Annotated in this window: 25 protein-coding genes and 1 tRNA gene; 13 read left to right on the top strand and 13 right to left on the bottom strand. The window is 73.4% G+C overall.

Annotated features, from left to right (window positions below):
• Window position 1: 1 nt before the first annotated feature.
• Both ACFWVE_RS23395 and ACFWVE_RS23390 read right to left on the bottom strand, forming a co-directional pair.
• Window positions 2-2086, bottom strand: coding sequence for a bifunctional glycosyltransferase 87/phosphatase PAP2 family protein (locus tag ACFWVE_RS23395; RefSeq protein WP_384017160.1), 2085 nt, complete (start codon window positions 2084-2086; stop codon window positions 2-4).
• A 316-nt stretch (window positions 2087-2402) separates the two neighbouring features.
• Window positions 2403-2795 carry a hypothetical protein gene (locus tag ACFWVE_RS23390; protein ID WP_384017157.1) on the bottom strand — a complete coding sequence of 131 codons (393 nt, stop codon included), beginning with the start codon at window positions 2793-2795 and terminating at the stop codon, window positions 2403-2405.
• A gap of 150 nt (window positions 2796-2945) precedes the next feature.
• On the opposite strand from ACFWVE_RS23390, the gene ACFWVE_RS23385 reads away from it, so the two are divergent.
• Window positions 2946-3296 (top strand): DnaJ family domain-containing protein, encoded by a 351-nt coding sequence (locus ACFWVE_RS23385; RefSeq protein ID WP_384017154.1) that lies wholly within the window; start codon window positions 2946-2948, stop codon window positions 3294-3296.
• A 141-nt stretch (window positions 3297-3437) separates the two neighbouring features.
• On the opposite strand, the gene ACFWVE_RS23380 is transcribed toward ACFWVE_RS23385, so the two are convergent.
• Together ACFWVE_RS23380 and ACFWVE_RS23375 are read right to left on the bottom strand one after the other, a co-directional pair.
• Complete coding sequence (locus ACFWVE_RS23380; protein ID WP_384017151.1) at window positions 3438-4058, bottom strand: hypothetical protein; 621 nt, start codon at window positions 4056-4058, stop codon at window positions 3438-3440.
• A 5-nt stretch (window positions 4059-4063) separates the two neighbouring features.
• Entirely contained in the window at window positions 4064-4738 is a 675-nt protein-coding gene (locus ACFWVE_RS23375) for a hypothetical protein (RefSeq protein WP_384017148.1), read from the bottom strand.
• 125 nt (window positions 4739-4863) lie between these two features.
• Here ACFWVE_RS23375 and ACFWVE_RS23370 point away from each other — a divergent pair, with 125 nt between their 5' ends.
• Window positions 4864-5355: a GNAT family N-acetyltransferase gene (locus tag ACFWVE_RS23370; RefSeq protein ID WP_384017145.1), complete on the top strand. Its 492-nt coding sequence runs from the start codon at window positions 4864-4866 to the stop codon at window positions 5353-5355.
• Between the two features lie 29 nt (window positions 5356-5384).
• On the opposite strand, the gene ACFWVE_RS23365 is transcribed toward ACFWVE_RS23370, so the two are convergent.
• On the bottom strand, window positions 5385-7580 hold the full coding sequence (locus ACFWVE_RS23365) for a DHA2 family efflux MFS transporter permease subunit (RefSeq protein ID WP_384017142.1): 2196 nt from the start codon (window positions 7578-7580) through the stop codon (window positions 5385-5387).
• A 160-nt stretch (window positions 7581-7740) separates the two neighbouring features.
• Between ACFWVE_RS23365 and ACFWVE_RS23360 the strand changes: the two genes are divergently transcribed.
• Complete coding sequence (locus tag ACFWVE_RS23360; RefSeq protein ID WP_384017139.1) at window positions 7741-9135, top strand: peptidoglycan-binding protein; 1395 nt, start codon at window positions 7741-7743, stop codon at window positions 9133-9135.
• A 27-nt stretch (window positions 9136-9162) separates the two neighbouring features.
• Here ACFWVE_RS23360 and ACFWVE_RS23355 read toward each other — a convergent pair whose 3' ends face one another.
• Window positions 9163-9846, bottom strand: coding sequence for an HAD-IA family hydrolase (locus ACFWVE_RS23355; RefSeq protein ID WP_384017136.1), 684 nt, complete (start codon window positions 9844-9846; stop codon window positions 9163-9165).
• 271 nt (window positions 9847-10117) lie between these two features.
• Window positions 10118-10699 carry a TMEM165/GDT1 family protein gene (locus tag ACFWVE_RS23350; protein ID WP_384017133.1) on the bottom strand — a complete coding sequence of 194 codons (582 nt, stop codon included), beginning with the start codon at window positions 10697-10699 and terminating at the stop codon, window positions 10118-10120.
• A gap of 502 nt (window positions 10700-11201) precedes the next feature.
• Here ACFWVE_RS23350 and ACFWVE_RS23345 point away from each other — a divergent pair.
• From ACFWVE_RS23345 to ACFWVE_RS23330, 4 genes are all read left to right on the top strand, one after another.
• The gene (locus ACFWVE_RS23345) at window positions 11202-11846 is read left to right on the top strand and encodes an HNH endonuclease family protein (RefSeq protein ID WP_384017130.1); all 645 of its coding nucleotides are present in this window, start codon (window positions 11202-11204) and stop codon (window positions 11844-11846) included.
• 89 nt (window positions 11847-11935) lie between these two features.
• A complete protein-coding gene (locus tag ACFWVE_RS23340; protein WP_384017127.1) occupies window positions 11936-13630 on the top strand; it encodes an alkaline phosphatase D family protein in 1695 nt (564 codons plus the stop codon).
• 248 nt (window positions 13631-13878) lie between these two features.
• Window positions 13879-14337, top strand: coding sequence for a DoxX family protein (locus ACFWVE_RS23335; RefSeq protein ID WP_384017124.1), 459 nt, complete (start codon window positions 13879-13881; stop codon window positions 14335-14337).
• A 265-nt stretch (window positions 14338-14602) separates the two neighbouring features.
• Window positions 14603-15229, top strand: a complete 627-nt coding sequence (locus ACFWVE_RS23330) for a DedA family protein (RefSeq protein WP_384017121.1) — start codon at window positions 14603-14605, stop codon at window positions 15227-15229.
• Window positions 15230-15245: 16 nt separating this feature from the next.
• On the opposite strand, the gene ACFWVE_RS23325 is transcribed toward ACFWVE_RS23330, so the two are convergent.
• Complete coding sequence (locus tag ACFWVE_RS23325; RefSeq protein ID WP_384017118.1) at window positions 15246-15485, bottom strand: DUF2277 domain-containing protein; 240 nt, start codon at window positions 15483-15485, stop codon at window positions 15246-15248.
• 139 nt (window positions 15486-15624) lie between these two features.
• On the opposite strand from ACFWVE_RS23325, the gene ACFWVE_RS23320 reads away from it, so the two are divergent.
• Complete coding sequence (locus ACFWVE_RS23320) at window positions 15625-15981, top strand: hypothetical protein (RefSeq protein WP_384017115.1); 357 nt, start codon at window positions 15625-15627, stop codon at window positions 15979-15981.
• Between the two features lie 63 nt (window positions 15982-16044).
• Here ACFWVE_RS23320 and ACFWVE_RS23315 read toward each other — a convergent pair.
• Window positions 16045-16116, bottom strand: a tRNA-Val gene (locus ACFWVE_RS23315).
• 262 nt (window positions 16117-16378) lie between these two features.
• On the opposite strand from ACFWVE_RS23315, the gene ACFWVE_RS23310 reads away from it, so the two are divergent.
• The 4 genes from ACFWVE_RS23310 to ACFWVE_RS23295 all read left to right on the top strand — a co-directional run bounded on the left by ACFWVE_RS23310 (window position 16379) and on the right by ACFWVE_RS23295 (window position 19925).
• A complete protein-coding gene (locus ACFWVE_RS23310) occupies window positions 16379-17197 on the top strand; it encodes a DUF4097 family beta strand repeat-containing protein (protein WP_384017112.1) in 819 nt (272 codons plus the stop codon).
• A gap of 75 nt (window positions 17198-17272) precedes the next feature.
• Window positions 17273-18727: a hypothetical protein gene (locus tag ACFWVE_RS23305; protein WP_384017109.1), complete on the top strand. Its 1455-nt coding sequence runs from the start codon at window positions 17273-17275 to the stop codon at window positions 18725-18727.
• A 72-nt stretch (window positions 18728-18799) separates the two neighbouring features.
• A complete protein-coding gene (locus ACFWVE_RS23300; RefSeq protein ID WP_384017106.1) occupies window positions 18800-19021 on the top strand; it encodes a zinc ribbon domain-containing protein in 222 nt (73 codons plus the stop codon).
• Between the two features lie 112 nt (window positions 19022-19133).
• Window positions 19134-19925: a DedA family protein gene (locus ACFWVE_RS23295; protein WP_384017103.1), complete on the top strand. Its 792-nt coding sequence runs from the start codon at window positions 19134-19136 to the stop codon at window positions 19923-19925.
• Between the two features lie 76 nt (window positions 19926-20001).
• Here the strand turns inward: ACFWVE_RS23295 and ACFWVE_RS23290 are convergent, their stop codons facing one another.
• From ACFWVE_RS23290 to ACFWVE_RS23280, 3 genes are read right to left on the bottom strand one after another with little or no spacing between them, the layout of a single operon-like run.
• The gene (locus ACFWVE_RS23290; RefSeq protein WP_384017100.1) at window positions 20002-20814 is read right to left on the bottom strand and encodes an HAD family hydrolase; all 813 of its coding nucleotides are present in this window, start codon (window positions 20812-20814) and stop codon (window positions 20002-20004) included.
• Window positions 20814-23471 carry a phosphoribosyltransferase gene (locus tag ACFWVE_RS23285; protein WP_384017097.1) on the bottom strand — a complete coding sequence of 886 codons (2658 nt, stop codon included), beginning with the start codon at window positions 23469-23471 and terminating at the stop codon, window positions 20814-20816. The genes ACFWVE_RS23290 and ACFWVE_RS23285 overlap by 1 nt, the downstream gene beginning before the upstream one ends.
• Window positions 23472-23513: 42 nt before the next feature.
• Window positions 23514-24689: an HpcH/HpaI aldolase/citrate lyase family protein gene (locus tag ACFWVE_RS23280; protein ID WP_384017094.1), complete on the bottom strand. Its 1176-nt coding sequence runs from the start codon at window positions 24687-24689 to the stop codon at window positions 23514-23516.
• Window positions 24690-24894: 205 nt separating this feature from the next.
• On the opposite strand from ACFWVE_RS23280, the gene ACFWVE_RS23275 reads away from it, so the two are divergent.
• Window positions 24895-25800, top strand: a complete 906-nt coding sequence (locus ACFWVE_RS23275; RefSeq protein ID WP_384017091.1) for a TerD family protein — start codon at window positions 24895-24897, stop codon at window positions 25798-25800.
• Window positions 25801-25829: 29 nt separating this feature from the next.
• Here ACFWVE_RS23275 and ACFWVE_RS23270 read toward each other — a convergent pair whose 3' ends face one another.
• On the bottom strand, window positions 25830-26567 hold the full coding sequence (locus ACFWVE_RS23270) for a Tellurium resistance (RefSeq protein ID WP_384017088.1): 738 nt from the start codon (window positions 26565-26567) through the stop codon (window positions 25830-25832).
• Between the last annotated feature and the right edge of the window lie 160 nt (window positions 26568-26727).

Raw genomic sequence — 26727 nt, 5'->3', positions numbered from 1 at the left:
GCTACTTCCGGACCGGGTCCTCCCGCACGGGTGGCGTAGGGGCGGGGCCCGGCAACTTCCCGTCCGTGGACTTCGGCGCCGGCTCGGTATCGGTGACGGCGGCGGCGGTCGTCACCACCCGTGCCCGCGGCCCCTGGAAGAGGTACGTCAGGCCGAAGCCGGCCGCGACGACGAGGGCGCCGCCCACCGCGTCCAGGATCCAGTGGTTGCCGGTGGCGACGATCGCGGCGACGGTGAACAGGGGGTGGAGCAGGCCGAGCGCCTTCATCCACATCCTGGGCGCGATGATCGCGATGACCAGGCCGCACCACAGGGACCAGCCGAAGTGCAGGGACGGCATCGCCGCGTACTGGTTGGTGAGGGCGGTGAGGGTGCCGTAGTCCGGCTTGGAGAAGTCCTGCACGCCGTGCACGGTGTCGATGATCCCGAGGTTCGGCATCAGGCGCGGCGGGGCCAGCGGGTAGAGCCAGAAGCCGACCAGGGCCAGCAGCGTGGTGAAGCCCAGGCTCGCGCGCGCCCAGCGGTAGTCGACGGGGCGCCGCCAGTACAGCAGGCCGAGGACGGTGAGCGGGACGAAGAAGTGGAACGACGTGTAGTAGAAGTCGAAGAAGTTCCGCAGCCAGCCGATCTGCACGACGGCGTGGTTGACCGCGTGCTCGATGTCCAGGTGGAGCAGACGCTCGAGGTCGAGGATCTGCCGGGCGTGCTCCTCCGCCCGCTCCCGGCCGCCGGTCGCCGCGAGCCGCACCTTGGAGTAGGCGGCGTAGGTGACCCGGATCAGCAGCAGTTCCAGCAGGAGGTTGGGGCGGGTCAGCACCCGGCGCAGGAACGGCAGCAGCGGAACGTACCGCAAGCGGGTGGGGACGGGGTCGGCGTACCGGGTCGGGACGGGCGCCTGGAAGTACGGCGAGGTCCGCGACAGGAACGGGATCGCCGTGGCGGCGGCGAGCGCGGCGAGCAGGACGATGTTGTCGCGGACGGGGTGGAGGGCCGCCATGTTCGGCAGGATCATGGGGGCCGGCAGCGTCATCACCAGGACGACGGCGACGGGCCACACCAGCCGGTCGGAGGCACGTCTGCCGACCGTGCCGACGACGGTGAGCAGCACCCACAGCAGCTGGTGCTGCCACGCGGTCGGGGAGACGGCGATGGCGGTGCAGCCGGTGATCGCGACGGCGAGCAGCAGCTGGCCGTCGCGGGCGTAGCGCACCGCGCGGCGCAGGCCGAGGGTGGCGACGGCCGCGCCGAGCAGCAGGAAGAGGCCGATCTCCAGGGGGCCCTCGGCGCCCAGGCGGAGCAGGGCGCCGTGCAGGGACTGGTTGGCGAGGTCGTCGGCCCGGCCGCCGAGTCCGGCGCCCGCCATGTGGTGCACCCAGTAGGTGTACGAGTCCCGGGGCAGCGCGGCCCAGGCGAGCGCGGTGCCCGTGGCGAAGGTGATGCCGGACGCGGCGGCGGCCCGGCGGCGGCCGGTGAACCACAGCAGCGGGGCGAAGAGCAGCAGGGTCGGCTGGAGGGCGGCGGCGACACCGATCAGGATGCCGCCGGCCCGCTGCCCGCGGGCGACGAAGCAGCCCAGCAGGACGAGGAGGACCGGGATGATGCTGGTCTGCCCGAGCCACAGGGTGTTGCGCACCGGCAGGGACAGCATGAGCAGGCTGATCGCGACCGGCGCGGCCAGCAGCGCGGTGCGGCGGCCGACCGGCTGGGGCAGGGCGCGGGCGGCGATCAGGCCCAGCGCGACGACCAGCAGCAGCGTGCCGAAGGTCCAGCCCCAGCCGAGCGCTTGTTCGGCCGATCGGGTGAGGGGTTTGAGGACGAGCCCGCCGAACGGCGTACCGGTGAAACGGGTCGATGCGTAGAGCGAGCCGCTGACCTGCAGCACGCCGTCGTGTCCGAACCAGGTCTCGAGGTCCGTGAGCCGCTCCCCGCGCGGGGTGGTCAGGACGGCGGCGACCTGGCGTACGGCGAGGACGGCGGCGAGCAGCCACAGCCCGAGTCGCACCGTGTGCAGGCGTGTTCCGGTGTCGCCGACGGCCGTGGCTGTGAAAGCCTCCGTCGGTCGCCCCCTGTGTTCCGCGTTTGCCACGCCTCGTCGGCCTCCCGCCCCATTGGTCCCCCGCGTCCCGCGCGTGAGGATCCCTCTGCGAACCCTATGAGGCTCGCACCGCCCCCGGAAGAGACGCAGGCAACCCCCGATTCACCTGACGTCCGTCCCTCTTTGGTCCGGATGACGATAGACGGAGGGGGGTCGGGTGGTTCACAGGGGTGCGGGACGGATCACGAGGGAGGCCGAAAACGTACCGTCATCCCCATGACCGGTACGACGGCTTCACGCCGGCGCGGGTGCTGGAGTGAGCCGTCCCGAGGCGGTCCCTTGCGCACCCTTACGGAGCCGGCCGGCCTCACACCTCGTGGTAGAAGCCCACGTTGACGCTGCGCGGGGCCGCGCGGTCCAGGACGACGACCTCGCCGTTGCCTCCCCGGGGCAGCGCGACGCTGCCTCCGTAGGCGACCGGGTGGGCCTGGTCCCCGATGGTCAGCCGGACCTCGGAGGACGGCTCGGGGAGCGAACCGCGCAGCCAGCTCAGGTACCAGGTGCCGTCCTGGGCGCACTGGAACTCCAGGTGGACCCTGGACACGAACAGCCAGTCGTCCGGCGTGGAGAGACGGCACACCGACCTGTCCCGGCCCACCCGCAGCACGGCGCCCGGCTCGGTCGGCGCTTCGGCCATGAGCATGCCGGCCGTGGCCCCCGATTCCGCCGACGACACCGTGGCCATGGTGAGTTCGAGCACGTGCGCTCCTCCTGAGACGTTCTGGCGGGCCGGCGGCAGCAGCCCGCCAGGGACCGAAACGGCCTGGTGCGGCGGTCTGGACCCGCTGTCGCCGCATGATAAAACGCCCGACTGCCTCCCGTCCGTCCGTTTGGCGGGCCCAATGGCCTCATGACCGAGCGAAAGCCGCCGGACGTCGATGTCGAGGTGGGGGTCCCCCCGCTCGAACGGAGTGGGGAGCGGGGGAGGGCGGACCGGCGGATCCGTGACGCCGAGGCTCGGGGCCTTCGCGCGGCTGCCGGGAGCGGGCAAGCCCCTCCCGCGCGCGACCTGGAGACCCCGTACGACGAGATGTGGTGGGCCGGGCGGAAGCCGGCCCGCGAGGGCCACTCGGTGCTGCCGCCGGCGCCGGCCCTGCGCAAGGAGGCCGAGGACGCCCTGGAGGCGGCCCTGGCGGCTCCCTCGGAACGGATCCGCGCGGAAGATTCCTCACGGAGGTCGACGTCAGGATCCGCGCCATGATGCACAAGCCGCCGCCGGCCCCCGCCGGGCAGGAAGCCGTACGACGTCGAGGACGTCGTACGGCGGTGGCGGGGGCGCCGGGCGGGGGCGGACGGGCCGGCGCCCGGGGAAGCCTGACGGCGGCCCCGGGCGCGGAGCCGGTCAGGCGCGCAGCAGCCGTTCCGTCAGTTCGCGGTAGTCCCGCAGGGCCAGGCGCAGTTGTTCGGTACCGGTCTCCGCGGCGTTCGGGCCCTCGCCCACGTCCGCGGTCTGCCAGGACCGGTGCAGGGTGCGGCGCCGCTCGGTCACCGCCTCCGTGAAGCGGGCGGCGAGTTCCTCCAGCAGGTGATCGGCCTCCGCGACGGAGTCCCTCGGGGCGTCCACGAAACCGGCCACGGCGTGCTGCAACTGCGCGGAGAGCTTGTCGCGGTCGTCGAGCGGGAGCAGACCGGGGCCGTGCGCCGCGTCGGGGGTGCGGTCACCGTCGTGGCGGTCGTCCGGGGACGTGTACGTGTCCGGCGTGCCGCCGGTCCGCAAGCGGTCGACGGCCGAGGGGCCCGCGCCCTCGCGGGCGGGCTCCGCCGTGCCGGGGTCCTCGTGGAGACCCGGGGCGCCGGTTCGGGCGCCCTTCTCGTAGGCGTCACGGCGGGGGTCGCCGTGGAGGTCCTGGGGAAGGTCCCCGGGGACGCCGTCACGGGTCCCGTGGGCGGTCGTCGAGGTGGGGGTGGTGCGGGGCGTCCCGGTCAGCGGGTCGCCGCCGGGGCGCCGTGTCGTGTCGGTCATCTCGCTCAGCTCTCCTTCGCCTGTCGCCTGTGGAGCAATGAGGGTGTGTGGGGGCGGCCGCGTTCGGCCGTCCTCGCGCGGTGGCCGTCCGGGTCGCCGCGGTGGTCTCCGCCGTCATGGCGGGAGGGCCGCACCAGGTCGTCGAAGAGGGCGCGGGCCTCGACCATGGCCTCGCGCATCTCCTCGGTGCCCGCGCCGCCCTCGTGCCCGCCGTTCACGCGGGCCTGCGCGACCCGGTGCACGCGCCGGTAGCCGTCGACGTGGTGGGCGTGGTGCACGGACAGCGCGGCGAGCTGCTCCTCGTACTGTCCGCCGTCGGGGAAGCCCCGGGCGGAGGCGAGGTCGGCGAGCAGGCGGTCCGCGTCGGCGACCGCGTCCCGCGGCGATTCGACGAACCGCTCCTGCGCGGCCGTCCAGCCCGCTTCGTACCTCTCCCGTTCGGCGGGTTCCAGCGGTCGTGTCCGCAGGTCGCCGTGGAGCTGTACGCGCTGGGCCAGTTCACGTTCGGCGGCCTCGGTGTCCCCGTCGTGCCGGGCGACGGCCCGGTCGTACTCGGGGCCGAAACGCCGCTTCAGGTTCGCGCCGTGGCGTGGGCCGCGGGCGCGCAGGGTCAGTACGGCCGCCGCGACGACAACGACCGCCACAATCACGATCAACGCAATGATCAGGCCAGTGGACATGGATGCCTTCCGGTGTGTCGGCCAACCGGCACTTCTCGCACGCCGGTTCTCCGTTCGTGTTGCCCGAAGACCCGCCCGCAAACAAGGGTTGCGGGCGCGGTGCCGGAGGAGCGGAGAATGCGGTCATGGTCTGGACCGTCGCCCCCGAGCCCTCCGGCTCCCCCGTCGCCGCCGCGCTCTGGCGGGCGTACTACACGGAAGTGAGCGACCGCTGGTACCTGCTGCGCGAGGGACGCCGGACCGACCCGGCGGAGCTGGAGCGCGAGATCGCCGCGGAGTCGGGCGCCGACCTCGTGCCGCCCCGCGGGCATCTGCTGGTCGCGCGGTACGCGGGCGAGGTGGCGGGCAGCGCGGGGGTGCGGCTGCTGGAGCCCGCGACCGCCGAACTCACCCGGGTCTTCCTGTACCGGGGGATGCGGGGCAGGGGCGGTGCGGGGTTCCTGGTGCGGGCCGCCGAGGACGCGGCCCGCGCGTCGGGGGCCACCCGGCTGATCCTGGACACGCGCGGTGACCTGGTGGAGGCCCGCGCCCTGTACGCCCGGCTCGGCTTCACCGGGACGGGGCCGCACAACAGCGAACCGACCGCGGAGCACTGGTTCACCAAGCAGCTCGGGTGAACGGGCGGCCCGGGTGAACGGGCGTCGGCTCAGCCGACCGGCGTACCCGTGCCCGGGCGTCCGCCGCGCGCACTCCCCGGACGCCCGTCGTCGCCGTGCGGGCGTTCCCCGCGCGATCCGCCCAGTTCCCCCGACAGCTCGTGCACCAGGTGGACCAGGTCGGTCGGCCGGTCCGGCCCCCACCAGTCGCCGAGCAGTTCGGCCAGGGACTCCTCCCGGGCCCGCGCCAGCTTCTCGGCGGCCTCGAAGCCGTCGTCGGTCAGGACGAGGCCGAGGCCCTCGCGCCGGGCCAGGTGCCGTACCTCGGCCTGGCGGGCGGCCTCCAGGACGACGCCGAGCGGGACGGGGCTGCGCTCGGCGAGCAGCGCCGGTTCCACCGTGCCGTGCCTCCTGATCCGCAGGAGCAGCCAGCTCGTGGCGGGCAGCAGGTCGTAGCCCGCGCGGGCGGTGGTCCTGCGGTAGACGTCGCGCCGGCCCTCCCGGGTGCCGAGCAGGGACAGCGCGCGGCACACCTCGTCGTACGACGACCGCTCCACCGGGTTGCTGGCCAGTGTCTCGGTGCCGTCGGGCGCGGTGACCGAGGCGCGCAGCTTGTCCTCCTTGAGGAACCAGGCCAGGACGAACCCGGCGAGGACGACGGGAACGGCGTACAGGAAGACGTCGGTGATGGCGGAGGCGTACGCGTGGACGGCCTCCGGGCGCAGGGCGGCCGGCAGGTCCGCGATACCGCGCGGGTCGGCCTCCAGCGCGTCGGCGGAGACTCCGGGCGGGAGCTGGGCGCCGCGGAAGACGTCGGCGAGCTTGTCGTCGAGGCCGTTGGTGAAGATCATGCCGAAGACGGCGACGCCGAACGAGGCGCCGATGGAGCGGAAGAAGGTCGCGCCGGAGGTGGCGACGCCCAGGTCCTGGTAGGAGACGGCGTTCTGCACGATCAGCACCAGGACCTGCATCACCAGGCCGAGCCCCAGGCCGAAGACGAAGAAGAAGGCGCTCATCACGGCGGTGGAGCTGTTCTCGTCGATCTGGTGGAGCAGCAGCAGGCCGACGGTCATGATGCCGGTGCCCGCGATCGGGAACACCTTCCAGCGGCCGGTGCGGCTGACGATCTGTCCGGAGCCGGTCGAGGCCAGCAGCGTTCCGGCCACCATCGGCAGCATGTGCACACCGGACATGGTCGGGGTGACGCCTTGGACCACCTGGAGGAACGTCGGCAGATAGACGCTCGTGCCGAACATGGCGAAGCCGACGATGAAGCTGATCACCGCGGAGAGCGCGAACGTGCGGATCCGGAACAGCCCCAGCGGCAGCACCGGTTCGGCGGCCCGGCGTTCCACGGCCACGAACGCGACGGCGAGGACGGCGCCCAGCACCGCGAGACCGATGATCTGCGGCGAGCCCCAGGCCCAGGTGGTGCCGCCGAGGGAGGCGACCAGGACCAGGCAGGTCGCGACGGAGGCGATGAGGAAGGTGCCGAGGTAGTCGATGACGTGCCGGGTCGACCTGCGCGGGATGTGCAGCACCGTCGCGATGACGGCGAGGGCGAGGATCCCGAGGGGCAGGTTGATGTAGAACACCCAGCGCCAGCTCAGGTGCTCGGTGAACAGCCCGCCGAGCAGCGGTCCGAGCACGCTCGTCGTGCCGAAGACGGCACCGAACATGCCCTGGTACCTGCCCCGTTCACGGGGCGGGACGAGGTCGCCGACGATCGCCATGGACAGCACGATCAGTCCGCCGCCGCCCAGTCCCTGGAGCGCGCGGAAGCCGATCAGCTGGGCCATGTCCTGCGCCGCGCCGCACAGCGCGGACCCCACCAGGAAGATGACGATGGCGATCTGGAACAGCCGCTTGCGGCCGTACTGGTCGCCGAGCTTGCCCCACAGCGGGGTCACGGCGGTGGAGGCCAGCAGATACGCGGTGACCACCCAGGACAGATGCTCCAGGCCGCCCAGTTCACTGACGATGGTGGGCAGCGCGGTGGCCACGATGGTCTGGTCGAGGGCGGCGAGCAGCAGGCCCAGGAGCAGGGCGCCCATCGAGACGACGACGCTGCGGGACACCTGCTCACGGCTGCCGCCGGGGCCGCCCGGACCACCCGGACCACCCGGGCCGCTTGGGCCACCCGGCCCGCCGGGAGCGGTGCCGGAGGCCGGCGGTCCGGAACCGGCGCCGGGCGAGGGCCGCGTGCTGCCCGCCTTCTCCGCCCCGCCGTGCGCGTCCCCGGACATGACCACCTCCACAGGTTCTCGGTTCCACGGTCCATCGTGATCGGTGTGACCGGTTATGGCCTGTTGAGCCCCTCCGGAAGACCGCATTCCGGGGGCATGCGCGTCGGAGTGTGGAGAAGGTCTGCATAATCTCTGGAGATCGCGAGGGGAGGGACTACGCGTGAACGATTCGACGGGCACCCCGTGCCCGGAGTGCGGTGCGCCCAGGAACAGGGACAACACCCCTTCCTGCGCCTGCACTCTGCGCGCGTCCGACGCCCTCCGCGACGCCCGTACGGCGCAGGCGGCGGAGGCCGAGGACTTCACTCCGCTCCGCATCCGCCCGTACGTCGAACTCGACGACGGCACCACGGCGGCAGGAGCGGAGGCGGAAACAGGAGCAGGGGCCGCGCGTACGCCGAACGCGGCACCGGAGCCCGGCACCGCACCGGCCGACGGGACCCCCGGCACGCCCAGGGACGGTGACGCCCCGGCAGGCGGCGGCGCGCCGGACAGCGGCCGCGCTCCGGAGCGGGAGGCCGGGCAGGGAGCCGAGGAGGCCCGCACCCCGGCCGGTCCGAGCCGGCAGGGCGCACCCGCGGCTCACTCCGGCCGGGCGGCGCGGAGCGAGCAGACCGCAGACGGGGAACAGGCCGAGCGGGCCGAGCGGACGGCACCCGGCGCACCGCGGCCGGCCGCGGACGCCACCATGCAGCTGCGCGCCGTCCCCCCGGACGCACTCGCCGCCCCCGGGGCCCCGGCGGACCCGGCCTCCCGGCCCACGCCCCTCGCCGCGCCCCTCGCGCCGACCACGACCGAGCCGAGCGCCACCGACCTGCACCTGTTCGACTCCACCCGCCCTCTCAGGGCGGTGTCCGCCGCCGCGGGTTCACCCGCGGGCCCGGCCACACCCCCGGCCGCCGGTGAACCCGCTCCCCCCGGGGGCGTCCGCCGTCGCCGTACCGCGCTGCTCGTGGCCGCCGGGGCCGTCGTGGCGGTGATCGGGGCCGCCGGGTGGGCGAGCGGGCTGTTCGCCTACGAGACACCGTCCCGGGACGGCGCGGCGGCGGGCGACGTACGGGCGAGCGTGCCGGACACGCCGTCCGACGCGCCCTCGGCGGCACCGGCCACGAGCGCCTCCGGCTCGCCGGAGGCGTCCGCCCCGGCGTCGGCCTCGGCCCCGCCGTCCGGGAGCGCGAGCCCGTCGGCGTCGCCCTCGGGCTCCGAGTCGAAGGAGGCGAGCGTTTCGGCGAGCCCGTCGGATGCGCCGGAGCCGTCCGCGACCCCGACGGCCACCGCGCCCGCCGACGTCCCCGAGGAGGCGGAGGAGCTGGAGGGCGGCGACGTCACCGGCCCCACGCTGAGGCGCGGCGACCGGGGGCCGGAGGTCGCCGAGCTCCAGGAGCGCCTGAGCAGGGCGTACCTGTACAACGACGAGGTCAACGGCCGGTTCGACCGTCGCACGGAGGACGCCCTCCGCAATTACCAGTGGTCACGGGGCATCCGCGACGACGAGCTGGGCGTGTACGGACCGGGGACCCGCAGCCGGCTGGAGTCCGAGACCCAGGGCCTCTGAGGCGACGGGGCCGGCCCTGGGCAGGCCTTACCGGCCCGCCGCGTGTCCGGCTTCCGTGATGTGCAGCAGGACCGTCCCGTCCGCGCCGCGCTCCACCCGTACCCGGGTCAGATCGCGTACGACCACGTCCGGGTCGTGGAATCCGGCGCGCGGGCCGATGCCGACGACGCGCATGCCGGCCGCGCGCCCCGCGGCGATCCCCGCCCCGGAGTCCTCGAAGACCACGCAGTCGGCCGGGGCGACGCCCAGTTCCGCCGCGCCCTTGAGGAAGCCCTCGGGGTCGGGCTTGCTCGCGCCCACCGACTCGGCGGTCACCCGCACCTGGGGCTGCTCCAGTCCGGCGGCGGCCATCCGTGCCGTGGACAGGGCGACGTCGGCGGAGGTCACCAGGGCGTGCGGCACGCCGTCGAGGGAGGCGAGGAAGTCGCGGGCGCCCGGTATCTCGACGACGCCCTCGGTGTCCGCGGTCTCCTCGGCGAGCATGCGCGCGTTGTCGGCGTAATTCTGCTCCACGGGCCGGTCCGGCAGCAGCAGCGCCATCGAGGCGTAGCCCTGCCGCCCGTGCACGACCTTCATGACCTCGTCCCCGTCGAGCCCGTTCCGCTCGGCCCAGCGCCGCCAGACGCGCTCGACCGAGGCGTCCGAGTTGACGAGGGTGCCGTCCATGTCCAGCAGGAGGGCGCGGGCGGTGAGTACGGCGGTGGCCGTCATCGGCAGCTCCAAAGCGCGCGGGGCCCGGGTGCGGGCCCGGGGTGCGGTGGCCGGGAAGGGGAGACAAGGCGGCCCCGCCCGCCGGTCAGGGAAAACGGGCGGGAGCCACTTTGTTTATCCACGATACAAAACAAACCCGGCATCCCGCCAGCGTCTCCGCCAACCGTTCACGGATCGTTGGCCACGCCGTTGCCCCCGCAGCCGCAGCCGGAACCGGCCGGGCGGCCGGCCGCCCGGCCGTTCGTCCCGCCCGGTCCGCCGCCCGCCCCGCTCAGCCGGTCACCGCCTCCCACAGGCTCCACACTCCGAGCCCCAGCATCAGCAGCGCCGCGATCCGGGTGATCAGCTTCAGCGGCACCCGCTTCATCAGGGCCTTTCCGCCGACGATGCCCAGCCCGGCCACCGTCCACAGCGCCAGCACCGCGCCCAGGCCGACGGAGAGCGGGTCGTCGTAACGGGCGGCGAGGTTGGCCGTCATGATCTGGGTGAGATCACCGAACTCGGCGACCAGGATGAGCATGAAGCCCGCCCCGGACACCTTCCAGAAGGACTGGTTCTCCGGCTTGCGGATCTCCTCGTCGTCCTCGTCCTTCTTGAACAGCAGCATCGCCGCGCCACCCAGGAAGAGCACACCGGTGATCGCGTGCACGAGCTGCTGCGGCAGCAGGGTGAGCACGCTGCCCGCCGCCACCGCGAGCGCGACGTGCACGGCGAAGGCGGCGGCGACACCGGCGAAGACGTAGGACGCCCGGTAACGGGTGCCGAGGACGAGGCCGGCGAGCGCGGTCTTGTCCGGCAGTTCGGCGAGGAAGACGACGCCGAACACGACGGCCGTCACGGTCAGGTTGATCAAGGTTCCTCGATCGGTCGGGGCTGCCCCGCCGAGAGTCTGTGCGTGTCCTGCGTGTCCACGGGACGCCTCGGCACGGCAGCACACGTGGCACCCGTACCGAGGGGTACGGGCGGTGCACTGCTTGCCGAAGGTCTCGCCGGCCTGCCCCTCGCGGGACCTGCCTCCGGGCGCCGGCTCAGACGTGCTGAGCAGTATGTCGACGGTCCGGCGAAGGGCTACTCCCCCTCTGCGCCGTCCATCGTACGCGAGGCCGGCCCGAGCACCCGTACGCATGCCTCCGCGCGCACACGCACGCCCGTCCGCACATCCGTCCGCACGTGCGGGGCTCCCGCGGAAACGTCACGCCCGCACGACATCCGCATCACATCGGCACCGCGGCACGTCTAGACATGCCATGCACACGTCATTAACTTCTCACCGGAGACACCCCTCCCCGTAACGCCGCGAGGCGAGCATTCCCCTTGCTCGCACTCCAACGGCCCCACCCCACAAGGGAGTTCGCATGCCGAAGTTCTACGCGCGTCGACGTCTGGGCATAGTCGCGGCGCTGACCGGGCTCATCGCCTCCGCCGGAATGCTCAACGGCCCGAGCGCCTCCGCCGCCCTCCCCACCCCGGTCAGCGCCTCCACCGCCCGTACCTACCTCGCCTCGCTCACCGTGTCCACCGAGGACCGCACCGGCTACAACCGGGACCTCTTCCCCCACTGGATCACCATCAGCGGCGCCTGCAACACCCGCGAGACGGTCCTCAAGCGCGACGGCACGAACGTCGTCACCGACTCCTCCTGCGCGTCCACCAGCGGCAGTTGGTACTCCCCCTTCGACGGCGCCACCTGGTCCGCCGCCTCCGACGTCGACATCGACCACCTCGTCCCGCTCGCCGAGGCCTGGGACTCCGGCGCCGACTCCTGGACCACGTCGCGGCGCCAGTCCTTCGCCAACGACCTGACCCGCCCGCAGCTGCTCGCGGTCACCGACAACGTCAACCAGTCCAAGGGCGACCAGGACCCCGCCACCTGGATGCCGTCCCGCACGGCCTACCGCTGCACCTACGTCCGCGCCTGGGTGCAGGTGAAGTACTACTACGGCCTGTCGGTCGACTCGGCCGAGAAGTCCGCCCTGCAGAACCACCTGGCGAGCTGCTGACCGCGTAGTTCGCCACAACGGGCGCAAGATCCCCCGTACTCCTCCGTCGTTCCGTACCGTACGGGACGACGGAGGAAGGGATCACCACCATGACCGGACTGCGCCTCGGACCACTGCTGAGGTACATCGACGGCTCGTCCGCGACCGTCTGGGTCGAGACGAGCCGGCCGGGCACCGCCGAGGTGCGCTGCGCGGACGGGGCCGGCGGGACGGCCCGCACCTTCCGGATCGCAGGGCACCACTACGCGCTCGTCGAGGTGACCGGCCTGACCCCGGGCACGGCGACGCCGTACGAGGTGTTCCTCGACCGGACCCGGGTGTGGCCGCCGGCCGGGGACGAGGCCTTCGCGTCGCTGCCGCCCTCCGTCATCGCCACCCCCGGCACCGGTGACGGTGACGGCGTGCGGGTCGCCTTCGGCTCCTGCCGCTGGGCGTCCCCGCCGGCCGGCGAGTCCGATCCCGTCGGCCCCGACGCGCTGCACGGCCTGGCCGCACGCGTCGCCGCCGACCCGGGCGGCGAGCGGCCCGACGTGCTGCTCCTCCTGGGCGACCAGGTGTACGCCGACGAGACCTCCGACGCCACCCGCGCGTATCTCGCCGCCCGCCGCGACCTCGACGACGCACCGGGCGACCAGGTGGCGGACTACGAGGAGTACACCCGCCTCTACTACGAGTCCTGGCTCGACCCGCGGGTGCGCTGGCTGCTGTCGACGGTCCCCACGTGCATGGTCTTCGACGACCACGACGTGATCGACGACTGGAACACCTCCGCCTCCTGGGTCGCCGACATGCGGGCCACGTCGTGGTGGGGCGAGCGGGTGCGCAGCGGCCTGATGTCGTACTGGGTGTACCAGCATCTCGGCAATCTCTCCCCGCGCGAACTGGCTGCGGACCCGTTGTACGCGTCCGTGCGGGAACGCCCCGACGGTACCGACCTGTTGCGGGCCTTCGCCGCGAAGGCCGAGGCGGACGCGGCCTCGGTGCGCTGGAGTTACCGGCGCGACTTCGGCCGGGTGCGGCTGCTGATGGTGGACACCCGGGCGGCCCGGGTCCTGGCGGAGGGCGAGCGTGCGATGCTCGACCCGGCCGAGGCGGCCTGGCTGCGCGAACAGGCGCTGGACGAGCGCGGCGGGTACGACCATCTCCTCCTCGGTACGTCCCTGCCCTGGCTGCTGCCGCATCTGGTGCACGACGTCGAGGGGTGGAGTTCCGTGCTGGCCCGGGGGGACAAGGGACCCCGCTGGGCACGGTTCGGGGAGTGGCTGCGGCGCGCTGCGGATCTGGAGCACTGGGCGGCGTTCCCGGAGTCCTTCGGGGAGTTGGCGGAGCTGATCGCCGAGGCCGGCACGGGGCCGGAGGCGCCGGCGACGGTGTGCGTGCTCTCCGGCGACGTCCATCACGCGTATGTGGCGGAGCCGAGGTGGGGAGCGGGCGGGCCGGAGGCCCGGGTCGTGCAGCTGACCTGCTCCCCCGTGCACAACTCCATCCCCCTGTCGATCCGGCTCGGGTTCCGCTTCGGCTGGAGTGCCGTCGCCCGCGGCATCGGCCGCGCCGTCGCCCGGCACGGGCGCTCGGAGCGGCCGCCGGTCAGGTGGCGCAAGACGGGCGGTCCCTGGTTCGGCAACCAGCTCATGACGCTGACGATGCGCGGGCGTTCGGCGGTACTGCGGCTGGAGCACGCGCGCGCGGCTCAGGACCCGGCACCGGGGACGGACGTGGTGCGGCCGGGTGCGGGACCGGCCGTCCGGCTGGTGACGGTGACGGAGACCGAACTGAGCACATGACGCGGAATCAAACCTGTGAGCCCGCTGTGACGTTGGGGGTGTATTCGGTCACCTCTCCGAGTGCGGGGGCGGGAGGCGGACCGCGTTCACGTGCGGCGGCAGGCGGTCGGCCCGTCATTTCCACGGCACCCCGTGGCCGAATGTTGAACTTGCAAGCATAAATTCGGGGCACCTAACGTGGGGTTCCGACTCGGTTCCCGTCCCGGACCGGTCCGTTCCGGACCGGCCTACCGAAGGAGACCCCCCACATGTCCGGACGCCTCAACAGCGCCCAGCCGTACGCCCTCGGCCTCTTCCGTATCGTCGTCGGCCTGCTCTTCGCCTGCCACGGTGCCGTCGCCCTGTTCGGTGTGCTCGGCGGCACGGACGGCGGCGGCGGCACCGCCGAGACCGGCGCCTGGCCCCAGTGGTACGCGGCGGTGATCGAGCTCGTCGGCGGCAGCCTCGTCCTGCTCGGACTGGGCACCCGCGCCGCCGCGTTCATATCGTCGGGCGCCATGGCCTACGCCTACTTCAAGGTGCACCAGCCGGAGGCCCTGTGGCCGATCCAGAACAACGGCGAGGGAGCGGCCATGTACTGCTGGGCCATGTTCCTGCTGGTGTTCACCGGCTCCGGCGCCTTCGGCCTGGACCGCCTGTTCACCCGCCGCGCCCGGACACGGACCGTGGAACAGCACGCGGCCGAACGGGCCCCGGTCACGGCCTGATCCTCCGCAGGCCCCCACCCCGCCCCGCGGTGCCCTCCCCCCGGCTCTCACGCCTCGGGGAGGACACCGCCCTTTGCGAGAGGGGGAGTTCGCGAGCGGATGCCACAAGGGAACGCGAATTCCAGGTGCCGCACGCGCGAATCCTTCGTGACCTTTCCGTCATCTGCCCGGCGTACTCTCAGTGACTGTCAACGGTCTTTCTCCTGCCGCTCCCCCGCGCTACCGCGGCACGGTCTGACCGACGGGGGAGCAACGGGGAGTTCGGGTGGAGAGTTTCGGGGCGCTGATCGGCAGCCCATGGGTCTATGCGGTGGTGACCCTCTCGGTCCTGCTCGACGTGTTCCTGCCGGTGCTGCCGAGCGGGGTCCTCGTGATCGCCGCGGCCACGGCCTCCGCCGCGGGCACCGCGACCGACGTGCCCGACATCCTGGTCCTGACGCTGTGCGCCGCCACCGCCTCCGTCCTGGGCGACCTGGTCGCCTACCGTCTCGCCTGGCGCGGCGGCGACCGCCTGGACCGGGCGCTCGCCCGGTCCCGCCGGCTGACCGGCGCACAGGAACGTCTCGGTGCCGCGCTGGCCCGGGGCGGCGGAGGCCTGGTCGTCCTCGCCCGTTTCGCCCCGGCCGGCCGCTCGCTGGTCTCGCTCGGCGCGGGAGCCGCCCGGCGCCGGGCCCGCGACTTCCTGCCCTGGTCGGCGCTGGCCGGCCTGTCATGGGCCGCCTACAGCGTGGCCCTCGGCTACTTCGGTGCCCACTGGCTGGGCGCGACCTGGCTCGCCACCGCGGTGTCGGTCGCCGCGCTGTTCGGGGCGGGCGCGGGGGCGGCCTACCTGATGCGCAGGCGGCCGGTACCGGGCGCGGGCGTCGTCGCGCAGCCGGCGGAGGCGTCGTAACGGGGGCCGGCCCCGCCTACCCCGCCTGTCGCGCCGCGCCCGTGCTCGTGCCGCGTACCTCCAGGCCGTCCAGCAGGTCGGCCGTGGCCTCGGCGACCGCGTCCACGGCCCGGTCGAAGACCTCACGGTTGTGGGCGGCCGGTGCCCGGAAGCCGGACACCTTCCTCACGTACTGCAGGGCCGCGGCCCTGATCTCGTCTTCGGTGGCCTCCTCGGACAACGCGGGCGGACGCAGGGTCTTGATACTCCGGCACATGCCCCCAGTCTCACCCCGAGGGGCCCCGGAAAGCCATGCCGGACGACCGCGTCCCGGGACTTGCCCGATCGGGTGAACCGAGTGAGAGGACCCCCGAGTTGGCTCGCCACCCAAAATCGAACAGGCGTATCATTAGCGCGTGGCTGCGACCTATGACTTTCCGAGTGACCTCCTCGCCGGTCAGGAGGAGCTGCGTCAGGTCCAGACCGAGCTGTCGGCCCTGTTGAAGCGGCTTCCCTGGTCGGTGGAACCGCTCGACGGGTTCAGCGACGACACCGGCTGGCGCCTGGTGGAGCGCCCCGCCTCACCCGGCTGGACGGACGACGAGCAGGCCGAGGTGGAGAAGCTCCGGCGCCGGGAGCACGAGCTGGTGGTGTTCGTCAGCACCCATCGGCACTGGGCGGACCTGGCCGGCGTCGACCGCGTCCGGGCCCGCTCCCGGCTGAAGCACGCGCACGGGACACCGCCGCCGGGCGGGAGGGAGCCGTCCCCGTAGGGGAATCCCCGGTACGAACGGCACAGGGCCCTTCGGAGAAGTTCCGAAAGGCCCTGTCGTCGGTGGGCGCGGACGGTTTCGAACCGCCGACATCCTGCTTGTAAGGCAGGCGCTCTACCCCTGAGCTACGCACCCGGGCCCCGGGCACACCGCCCGGGCCGAGTCGACAGCCTACATGGCCCGGCGAACGGTGCGGGCTCCCGGGTCCGGCCGCGATCCGCCCGGACGGGGTTCCTTCCGGGTCACCTCCGGGTTCTTCCCGGATTCCCTCCGAGGTCCGTGCGGGGGGTAACCCCACCTCGATTCCGGTAGTGGCCCGGATCCCCCGGCGGAGCCCGTTTCCGTACGGTCGAAGAGCGCCGGAAAGCGCGATCGTCCGTCCCAGGGGGAGACCGTCATGACCCGCACGACCAGCACCACCGGCACGTCGCGCACCACCACCGGCTCCTCCCGTGGCGTGCGGTTGCGCGCGGTCGCCCTCGGCGGGGCCGCCGTGGTGCTCGTCGGCGGGCTGACGGCCTGCGGGGCGGCGGCCGCGGACGACACCGACCCCGACCGCCGGTCCTTCGACCTGCCCGGCAGCACCCTCACCGTCGACTCCGACGACTCCGCGCTCGAGATCGTCGCCGCCGACCGCACCCCGTCGGGGAGGATCGAGGTCACCCGGTGGTTCCAGGGCACCGTCGCCCTGGGCACGGACCCGAAGGCCACCTGGTCGATGGAGGGCGACCGGCTGAAGCTGCGGATCAAGTGCTCCGGCGTCGTCGCCGACTGCTCGGCCAAGCACCGTGTCGAGGTGCCCCGCGGGATCGCCGTGAAGGTCGAGGAGGGCGACGGCAGTGTGCGCGCCCGGGGCTTCCGTGACGCGCTGGACATCCGTACCGGGGACGGCTCCGTGCACGTCACCGACATCACCGGCCCCCTGGACGTGCGGACCGGCGACGGGTCGGTGCGGGCCGAGGTCGCGTCCCGCACGGTACGCGCCCGGACCGGCGACGGGTCGATCCGCCTGGAGCTGAGCGCCGTACCCGACCTGGTGGAATCCCGCAGCGGCGACGGTTCCGCCACCGTCGAACTGCCCCGGGCCACCTACCGGGTGACGACCGGGACCGGTGACGGTGCCGAGAAGGTGTCGGTGCCGCGCGACGACGCCAGCTCCCATCTGGTCGACGTCCGCACCGGCGACGGGAGCATCACGGTCCGTACGGCGAACTGAACGACCCGTGTGTTCGTCCTTCACCGGTGAGACAATGGCCATCGGGCAGGGCGAACGACCGTACGGGAGAGGGATGTGACGGCGACACCAGAGCAGCCGTACTCGCCGTCGGGACCACGCGTGCGCCGCACGCGTGGTCTTCTGCCCGAGAGCCGGGTCCCCCGGGACCCGATATCGCGGGGCCCGGTATCGGGGGGCCCGGTCGCCGGTCCGCTCCGTGACACGCTCGCGCTGACGGTCCTGCCTCTGGTGGCGGCGCTGGTCCTGCCCGCCGCGTTCGCCGGTGGCGGCACCCGGCGCTGGTTCGGCGGGCGGGCCGGGAACCAGCGGGCCGAGGCACAGGCCGCCAAGGACGCGGCGGCGGCCGCGTTCTACGAGCTGGACACCGCCCAGCGGGACCTGCGGATCTCCATAGAGACGATCACCGCCGTCGACAGCTCCCCCGCCGCCCGCCGCGCCGTCGCCGACTTCGAGGCGCTCGGCCGCCGGATCGACGAGGCCAGCCACACGTACATCGCCGCCGTCGACGCCCACGATCTCGACCACGACGACCTGGAGGCCTCCGCCGCCTCCCGGGCCCGCACCGAACTGACCGCCGCCAAGGACGAACTGGACCGGGTCAAGCGGGAACTGGACCGCTTCACCGACGGGCTCGGCCCCCTCCTCGGCAAGGCCGAGACCCAGCTGGCCCGGCTCGCCCCCGCCGTCGAACGGGCCCGTCAGGCGCTGCTCGCCGCGTCGAACGCGCTGGACGCCGCCCGCGCGTCGGGGCTGCGGGCCGACGACCTCGCCGCCCGGCTCGCCGCGCTCTCCCCGGAGCTGACCAAACTGAACCAGGGCGCCGGGCAGCACGGCGTGCCGCAGACCCTGGAGCGGGCCGAACGGGTCATCCGCCAGGCCGAGACCATCCGCGCGGAGGCCGACCGGCTGCCGGAACTGGCCGCCGAGACCGCCCGCCGGCTGGTCTCCCTGCGCACCCGCGCCCAGGCTCTCACCACCCGCTGCGAGCAGGTGGAACCGGTGCTCAGCGAGCTGCGCCGGCGCTTCACCGCCGCCTGCTGGCAGGACCTCCAGGGCGTCCCCGACATGGCCACCGAGAACGTGCGGCAGGCCGAGGGCAGGCTCGCCGAGGCGAGCACCGCACGCGACGAGCAGCGCTGGGCGGACACCACCGCCCTGCTGTCGACCGTACGGGCGCTGCTGAACACGACCGACGAGGCCGTGTCCGCCGCCGGGGACCGGCTGCGCCGGCTGAACGCCGTGCAGAAGGACCCGGAGCAGGAGATCGAGCGCACCCGCTTCGCCATCCGGGACGCCCAGCGCCTGGCCATGGCCGGCCGCCACACCCCAGACCCGCGCCACGCCCACCCGCTGGACAGCGCCGTGGCCCGGCTGGAACGGGCCGCCGCCGAACTGGAGGGACGCCATCCCGACTACTGGCACTTCCTGACGGAGACGGAAGCGGTCCGCCGGTCGGTGGCGCAGGTCGTGGCCCTGATCCGCGAGGACCGGGGCGGCTCCGCCGGCTGAGCGGGACGCATCCGGCCGACCCGCTTCCCCGCCACAGGCCACAACCCGCCGTCGGCCGGTTAGCCTGTGCGCATGCCTCGCTACGAGTACCGCTGCCGGACCTGCGGCGACACCTTCGAACTGAGCCGTCCCATGGCGGAGTCCTCCGCCCCGGCCGACTGCCCGGCCGGACACGACGACACCGTGAAACTCCTGTCCACGGTCGCCGTGGGCGGTGCCGCCTCCGCTCCCGCCTCCGCTCCCCGCGCGGGCGGCGGAGGCGGCGGCTGCTGCGGTGGCGGCTGCTGCGGCTGACGGCCCCGCGCCGGGCCGGCCCCGGCAGCCCCCGGGCGCCGCTCCGTGACCGGAGGGCTGTCGGGGATCTTCCTCAGGTTCTCTTCAGGTACGGCTTCGTACGGTGGCCTGCATGACAGCCATCGCAGCGCACAGCGTGTCCGTCGCGGCGGGCGCGGAAGCCGGACCCCAGTGGGTCAACGACCTCATGGACGCCATGGGCGCACCGGGGGCGGGGCTCGCCATCGCGCTGGAGAACCTCTTTCCGCCGCTGCCGAGCGAGGTGATCCTGCCGATGGCAGGGTTCGCCGCGAGCGGCGGCCGGATGAGTCTGCTCGCGGTGCTGCTGTGGACGACGGCCGGTTCGGTGATCGGCGCGCTCGCGCTGTACGGCGTGGGTGCGCTGCTCGGCCGGGAGCGGACGGTGGCGATCGCGGGGCGGCTGCCGCTGGTGAAGGTCTCGGACATCGAGAAGACCGAGGCGTGGTTCCTGCGGCACGGGACCAAGGCGGTGTTCTTCGGCCGGATGATCCCGATCTTCCGCTCGCTGATCTCGGTGCCGGCCGGTGTGGAGCGCATGCGGCTGTCCGTGTTCCTCGGCCTGACCGCGCTGGGCAGTGCCCTCTGGAACACCGTCTTCGTCCTCGCGGGCTACGCGCTGGGCGAGAACTGGCAGCAGGTCACGACCATCGTGTCGGGCTACTCGAAGGTGGTGCTCGGCCTGGCCGTGCTGGCGGTGCTCGCGTTCTTCGTCACGCGGATGCTGCGGCCCGGTGCCGGCCGCAGGCGGCGCGACCGGTCGGCGGGCCCGGAAGAGATACGGACGTCGGACTCCCCCGGCGGGGGCGACACCGCCGGCCGGTACGACCCCGCCGCCGGACACGGGCCGGCCGGCGAGCACGGATACGCGCCCGCCGACCGGTAGGACCCGGCCGGCCGGGGACACTCCGGCCTGACCCGGGCGGCCCCGGGCCGCCCGGGGCGGCCTCGCCGAATCCGCCTCACCGGGCCGACCGCGCAGCCCCCAGGAACTCCCGCAGGATCCGCTCCCCGGCCGCGACCCCGCGCTCGGGGAGCGCGGTGATGCCGGGGGCCGTCCAGTCGGCGTCGGCCAGTTCGCCGTGACCGGGACGCCAGCCCCGGTCGGCGGCGAGCAGCAGGTCGGCGTCGAGGAGCGAGTCGCCGGCGGCGAGGGTGAGGTCGGCGCCGGTGCGGCGGGCGATCTCGCTCATGGCCGCGCTCTTGGTGAGCGGCCCCGGTACGGCGTAGATCTTGCGGCCCTGCAGGGAGACCGTCCAGCCGCGGTTCCCGGCCCACACCGCGAGTTCCTTCACCCACTGCTCGGGCAGCAGCTCGCGCTCGACGACGAGGTAGGCGAAGAGGTCCTCGGCGACGCGGTGCTTGCGTGTCCAGGCCGGGTCGGCGGTCCGCTCCAGGTGGGCCCGCACCTCGGCGAGCGGGGCGCACTCGGCGGCGAGGCGGGCGGTCACCCGGGCGTGCCAGTCGTGGTCGGTCCCGCCGTCGACCAGGAGGTGGCCGCCATTGGCGCAGATCGCGTACGCCGGGGCGGGGCCGGGGAGGCTGATGCGCCGGTACTGCTCGCGGGTGCGGGTGGTGGTCGGTACGAACACGGTGGCGTCGCCGAGTTCGGCCAGGAGCCGGGCCGCGGTCTCCGTCATGTAGGACAGCGGGCGGCTCTCGTAGACCTCCACGCACAGCAGGCGCGGGGCCTCGGCGTCGGGTCCGGTCAGGGCGAGGGCGTTGGTGGAGTAGATGAGGGTGCGGTCGAGGTCGCTGGCGACGAGAACGGTCATCAGGGCGTCACCGCGTGGCCGTCGGCACCGGTCGCGCCGCGCGTGTACCGGGGGTGGATCAGACCGACGCAGGTGTACGGGAGGTCGGCGACCTCCTCGACGGGGACGCCCCGCTGCTCGGCCAGCAGCCGCACGTGGTCGAGGTCGTGGCCCCCTCCGGCGTGCGCGAGGATCTTCCACGGCACCCGGCGCAGCAGGACGCGGGTGGTCTCGCCGACGCCGGGCTTGACGAGGTTCACGTCGTGGATGCCGTACTCCTCACTGATGCGTTCGACCGCGGCCCAGCCCTCCCAGGTGGGGGTGCGGTCGGCGGCGAGCAGTTCCTTGGCCTGGGCGCAGGCGGCGTCCGTGGCCTCGGGGAAGCGGGCACTGACGGCGTCCAGGAAGGCCACCGAGGCGTCCGCTCCGGCGAGTTCGCGGTAGAACTTGGCGCCGTGGAAGTCGTCCGGGCCGACCAGGTCGGCGCGCAGCACGGTGCGTGAAATGAGGCCGGAGACGGTCGAGTTGAGGCAGGCGGACGGGATCAGGTAGTCCTCGCGGGTGCCGTACGTCCGCACGCAGGAACCGGGGTCGGCCAGGACCGCGATCTCCGGGTCGAAGCCGGTGACCCCGTGGGCCTTCTCGAACTCCTGGACGGCCTGGGCGAGTTCGCGGGTGATGGCGCCCTTGCCGGTCCAGCCGTCGACGAAGACGACGTCCCGGGGGTCGTGGTGCTCCGCCAGCCAGCGCAGCGCGTTGGCGTCGATGCCCCGGCCGCGCACGATGGAGACGGCGTAGTGCGGGAGGTCGAGCTGGTGCCGGTGCCGGGCCCAGCGGCGCATCAGGATGCCGACGGGGGTGCCGGCGCGGGCCAGGGAGACCAGGACCGGGCGCGGTGACCGTTCGGCGAGGACGGTCTCGGTGACCACGCCGACCGCGTGGGCGAGGCGGGCCGCCGAGGTCTCGAGGGCCGCCCGGAACAGCTCCTGGTACTGCTCGCTCGGCTGGTACTCGACCGGCAGCGACTCGGCGTAGTGCGCGCCGCCGCTCTGGATGGCCTCCTCGCGCTCCTCGGTGGGCGCCTCCAGCGTGACGTCGGAGAGGTCCTGGAGCAGCCAGCCGACCTCCTCGGGCGCGTACGAGGAGAAGGCGGGGCCGCGGAGGGGCTCGGGCAGCATGGAGGCGGGCCTTTCGGGGGCGGCCGGGGAATCCGGGGCGTCCGGTTCGTCCGGACGGTGGCGGACCGGGGCGACGGGTACGTACGACGGTACGACCGCGAGGAGGACCTGCGGGGTGTGCGCGGCGAGCTCGGCCAGCAGCCCGCCGGGCGCGTGCAGCGCGGGGGTGTCGGCGGCCGAGTCGACGACGGCGACGACGGCGTCGAAGCCGGCGCCGGCGACGTTGTAGGCGTAGCGCTCGCCGGGGCCGTCGGCGGGGTCGTCGTGGGCGGGGAAGGCCAGCCGGGTGCGTATCGCGTAGCCGGGGTCGTCCACGGCGAGGACGGGCGAGCGGGTGGTGGTCGAGAAGCGGACCTCGGTGCCGCCCGCGCGGGCCGCCGGTGCCTGTTCGGGTGCTCGTTCCGGTGTCCGGTCCTGCTCCAGTCGCTGTTCCAGCGCGTGGGCGAGGCGGAGCGGGGCGTACATCAGCTCCTCGAAGCCGAGGACGAGGACGCGGCGTGCGCCGTCGGGCAGCGCGTCGGCGATCCGGCCGGCCATGGCGGGCAGGGCGTCGTCCAGGCGGGCGCGGTGCGCGGGCGTGAACCCGTGCCGTCCGCCGTCGGGCAGCCCCTTCGGCCAGCCCAGCCCGATGCGCGCGACCCGGCCGGTCCGCGTCCGCGTCCGCGCCCCTGCCCCGGCCGCCGGCTGCGGGGCCGCCTGTGCCTCCTGCCGGGCGACGAGCTCCCTGCCCTTCTCCAGCACGCCCTCCGGGAGCCGTACCGTGCCCGAGACGGTCGTCACCAGGTCGACGCGGGCGCCGATCCCGCGGGCGAAGTCGTCCAGCCGGCCGGCGTCGGCGGGCGAGCGCATGTCGACCAGGGCGACCACCACGTACCGGCGCCGGGGGTGGCGTGCGTGCAGGTCGCGGATGGTGTTCAGGATCGTGTTGCCGGTGGAGAACTCGTCGTCGACCAGGACCAGCGGCCCCTCCCCGGCCAGCAGCCCGGGGTCCTCGGGGAGCAGCAGGTGCGAGGTGGCGTGGGAGTGGGACTCCTCGAAGCCGCCCGCCGTGGCGACCCCGGGGACCGGACGGCGGGTGGAGTGCAGACAGGGGGCGACGCCCACGCCGTCGGCGACCGCGTGGCCGAGGCCGGTGGCGGTCTCGGCGTACCCGAGGACCACCGCCCGGTGCGCCTGGTCACCGAGCAGTTCGCGGACCCGGCGGCCGAGCGCGACGCCGTGGCCGTACACGACGGCGGGCGACTGCGGCACGTGCTTGCCGAGGACGTTGGACACCAGCAGGTGCGCCCGCTTGGGGTTGCGGCGCAGCGCCAGCCCGAGCAGTCCGGTCAGCCGGTCGTCGCCGGCCAGTTCGACGCCCAGCCGCTCGGCGACCCAGCTCCCGGACCAGACGTCCCCGGCGGGTACGTCCCCGCCTGGTACGTCCCCGCCGGCCCGCGATCCGTCGCGCACCACGTCGTGTGCCGCGCGGCGCACTCCCTCGTTCACTGCCTTCTCCATGAATCCCTTGCCGTCGATCCGGTCACATCAGGTCGGTCCAGGTCAGGTCGGTCGCTCGGCCAGGCCGGCCGCGAGCAGCTCCACGAAGCCGATGTCCTCGTTCGCGACGCCGAACACCTCGGCGCGCAGCACGGTCCGCTCGGCCCACGCACGGTGCGGCTTCACCTCGTTCATTTTGTTCGTGTACGCCGACCTCATGACACCACCGCCGCCGCGTTCCGGCCGCAGGATGTCCTGGGCGTCGCTGTACTCCTCGTGACTGACGACGGACAGCGCGTGCACGGGCAGGACGTGCGAGGGGTGGATGCAGGTCTTTCCCTGCAGGCCGTTGGCCCGGTCCAGGGAGATCTCCCGCAGCAGGCCGTCCATGGCGTGCTCGATCAGTGACTGGCGCAGCGCCGTGGCCTGCACCTCGAGGAACGGGCTCTGCCGCAGTTGTGGCTTGAACATGCGCTCCTGGACCCGGAAGTACTCCCAGACCGGCCCGGTCACGGTGAATCCGGTGCCGTCGACGCGGGCCAGCATGTTCACCACGTCGGCGATCACGGAGGCGACGATCTGGAGGTCGTAGGCCGTCATGTCGGGGCCCCGGCGCAGCCCGTACGGGGAGCAGAAGTCGGTCACGCCGAGGCGCAGCGCGAGGACCCGGTCGCGGTACTTGTCGACCGCGCGGAGGATGCCTTCGAGGGTCTCCATCCGGGTCTCGCGGTAGAGCAGCTCGGGCGACTCCAGCACCGGCATCGCGAAGAGGCGGTGTCCGTAGGCGGCCTCGGCGACGGCGAGGGCCTCGAGGAAGGGTATGCCGCGTTCCTCGGTGAACTTCGGCAGGACGAACCCGGACAGCAGGGGGGCGGCGGGGCCGAGGCGCCGGACGAGGTCGGGTATCTGCTCGGGGGTGCGGACCCGGATGAACAGCAGCGGCAGATCGGCCCCCGTCCGGCCGGCCAGGTCGGCGAACTGGGCCACGAGGTTCGCCTCGCCGGCGCTCACGTCGTCGTCGCCGATGGAGTCCTCGAGGCACAGCACCATCGAGACCACGCCGTTCCCGCCCTGCTTGACGATGTCGTCGGCGAGCCGGGGGCGGGTCGCGGGGCTGTACAGCGTGGCGCCGAGGGCCATGGAGAGCAGACGGGCCGGGGACCGGGCCGTGAACAGGCCCGGTTCCCGGTAGAAGAGACGTTTCCGCACCGCAGGGGCGATCTGTCCGAAGTGACGCATTGAACTCCCCCGTGATCGTTGGGCGTGGCGTGAAATGGCCGTGGAATGCCGGAAGGTGGCCGGTAATAGTACGTAGGTATCGATGTCGGCGGTTCCCGCCGGGTGTGAACTTCAGGTGTCCCGGGCGTGTCGGCGCCGGACGGTGCCGGCGCGCGTCGGGTACCCCGCATTGTCGTGATCAGGACGGAGAGGGCAGGATGACCGCATGACGCACGCCATGCTGAAGGGGTCGAACGTCCCGCTCCGAGTCACCACGGTACGCGCCGTTCTGCGGTGGTCGCCCGGCCAGGGTGTTCCCGACGTGGACGCGTCCGCTCTGCTCCTCGGGCTCGACGACCGGGTCCGGTCGGACGAGGACTTCGTTTTCTACAACCAGCCCCGGCACCCGTCCGGCAAGGTGTGGCGGCTCGGCAAGAAGCGCGTCGCCGAGGTCCTGACCGACACGGTCCAGGCGGATCTGGGCGGGGTCGAGGAGGGTGTCGGGCGGATTCTGCTGGTGGCCTCGGCGGACGGTGTCACCTTCGACACCGTGGACACGCTGCGCATCCTGCTGTACGACGCGCAGGACCCGGACGCGGAGGCGCTGGCGTACTTCGACGTCACACCGGAGACGGGCCAGGAGACCGCGCTGATCTGCGGTGAGCTGTACCGGCGCGGGGACGGCTGGAAGTTCCGGGCGCTCGGCGAGGGCTATTCGAACGGGCTGAAGGGCCTGGCGACGGACTTCGGGATCTCGGTGGACGAGTCGGAGGCCGCGCAGGAGCCGCCGGCCGCCGGGCCCGCCACGTCCGCGCCCCCGGTTCCCCCCGAGGCCCCGACCCAGGTGCACGCCCCCGCCGCGGCCGATCCGTCCGTCCCGCTGCCGCCCGAGCAGCCGCCGGGCGTTCCGGCGCAGCCCGCGTACGGCTACCCGCCGCAGCGGCCGCCGGCCACGCAGCCTGCCTACGGCTACCCGCAGCCGGCCGGCCGGCCCACCTACGGCTACCCCCAGACGTCCCCCGTGCCGGCCACCGCGGCCCCGTCCGGCTACGGCTATCCGCCCCCGGCCGCCCACACCCCCGACCCCGACTTCCGCCTGCCCCCGCAGGGGCCGCAGTTCATCGGACGGTAGGGCCTGCCCGGGCCCGGTGGCCGACCCGGCTACCGGCCCGTCTTCGACTTGAAACCGCGCCCCCACTGCAGGCCCCAGCCGTAGAGGCGGTCCAGTTCTCCCTGGAAGCCGTAGACGAACTTCACCTCGCGGTGGACGATGAGCTCGTCCTTGACGTTCTCGATCCTCACCACCGCGCAGGAGCGGGCCTGCGGATGGCGTTCGTCCAGGCTTATCTCGATCCGCGGACCGTTGCTGGGGTAGAGCGTGACCATGGCCTGGGTCCGGTCGAAGGCGGGCGTCTGGTCATAGATGTACACGAAGACCAGCAGGCGCTTGATGTTCTCGCGGTGGTCCAGGTTGACGTAGATCGTCTCCCCGGAGCCCGAGCCGAACCGGTCGTCGCCGCTGAGCTTGACGTACGGCGGTCCGTTGACGTCGCCGAGGAGGCCGCCGAGCGGCTGGACCACGCCCTTGGTGCCGTCCTGGAGCTCGTACAGGCAGCCGAGGTCGAGGTCGACGTTGACCATGCTCTGGCTGTGGGCGATGACCTCCGGGGGCTTGAGCGCCTTGAGGGGGTGGCGCAGCAGGCTCTCCCGCCGGGAGCCGCCCAGGTCGGAGGTGCGCATCCGCCAGCTCAGGTTGATCCGGAGATTGCCGGTGGCCGCGCCCTGTTTGGTCAGGGACACCTGCGCATACCGCTTTGTCAGCTCGATGGCGTTGGTGGCCGCGTTGCCCGAGTCGAAGGCGCTGTCGTTTCCGCGCCACAGTCCGTCCAGGAAGCCCATTCCCGCCCCAAGTCCACTCGTCGAACCCCACTGCCCCGCTGATCCTGCCGGTGCTGCCGTCCCGCTGCCCGCACGCCGTCGTCGGCCGTCGGCGCCCGTGCGGGCTCCGTACGGCCGCCCCGAACAGAGCGTTCCTCACCCGGAGGGCTGTCACACCCCG

Origin of the sequence: Streptomyces sp. NPDC058632 (assembly GCF_042717095.1) — a bacterium.
GTDB lineage: Bacteria > Actinomycetota > Actinomycetes > Streptomycetales > Streptomycetaceae > Streptomyces.
Note: the sequence above shows the minus strand (reverse complement) of the source record. Positions and strands in the feature narration are given on the sequence as shown.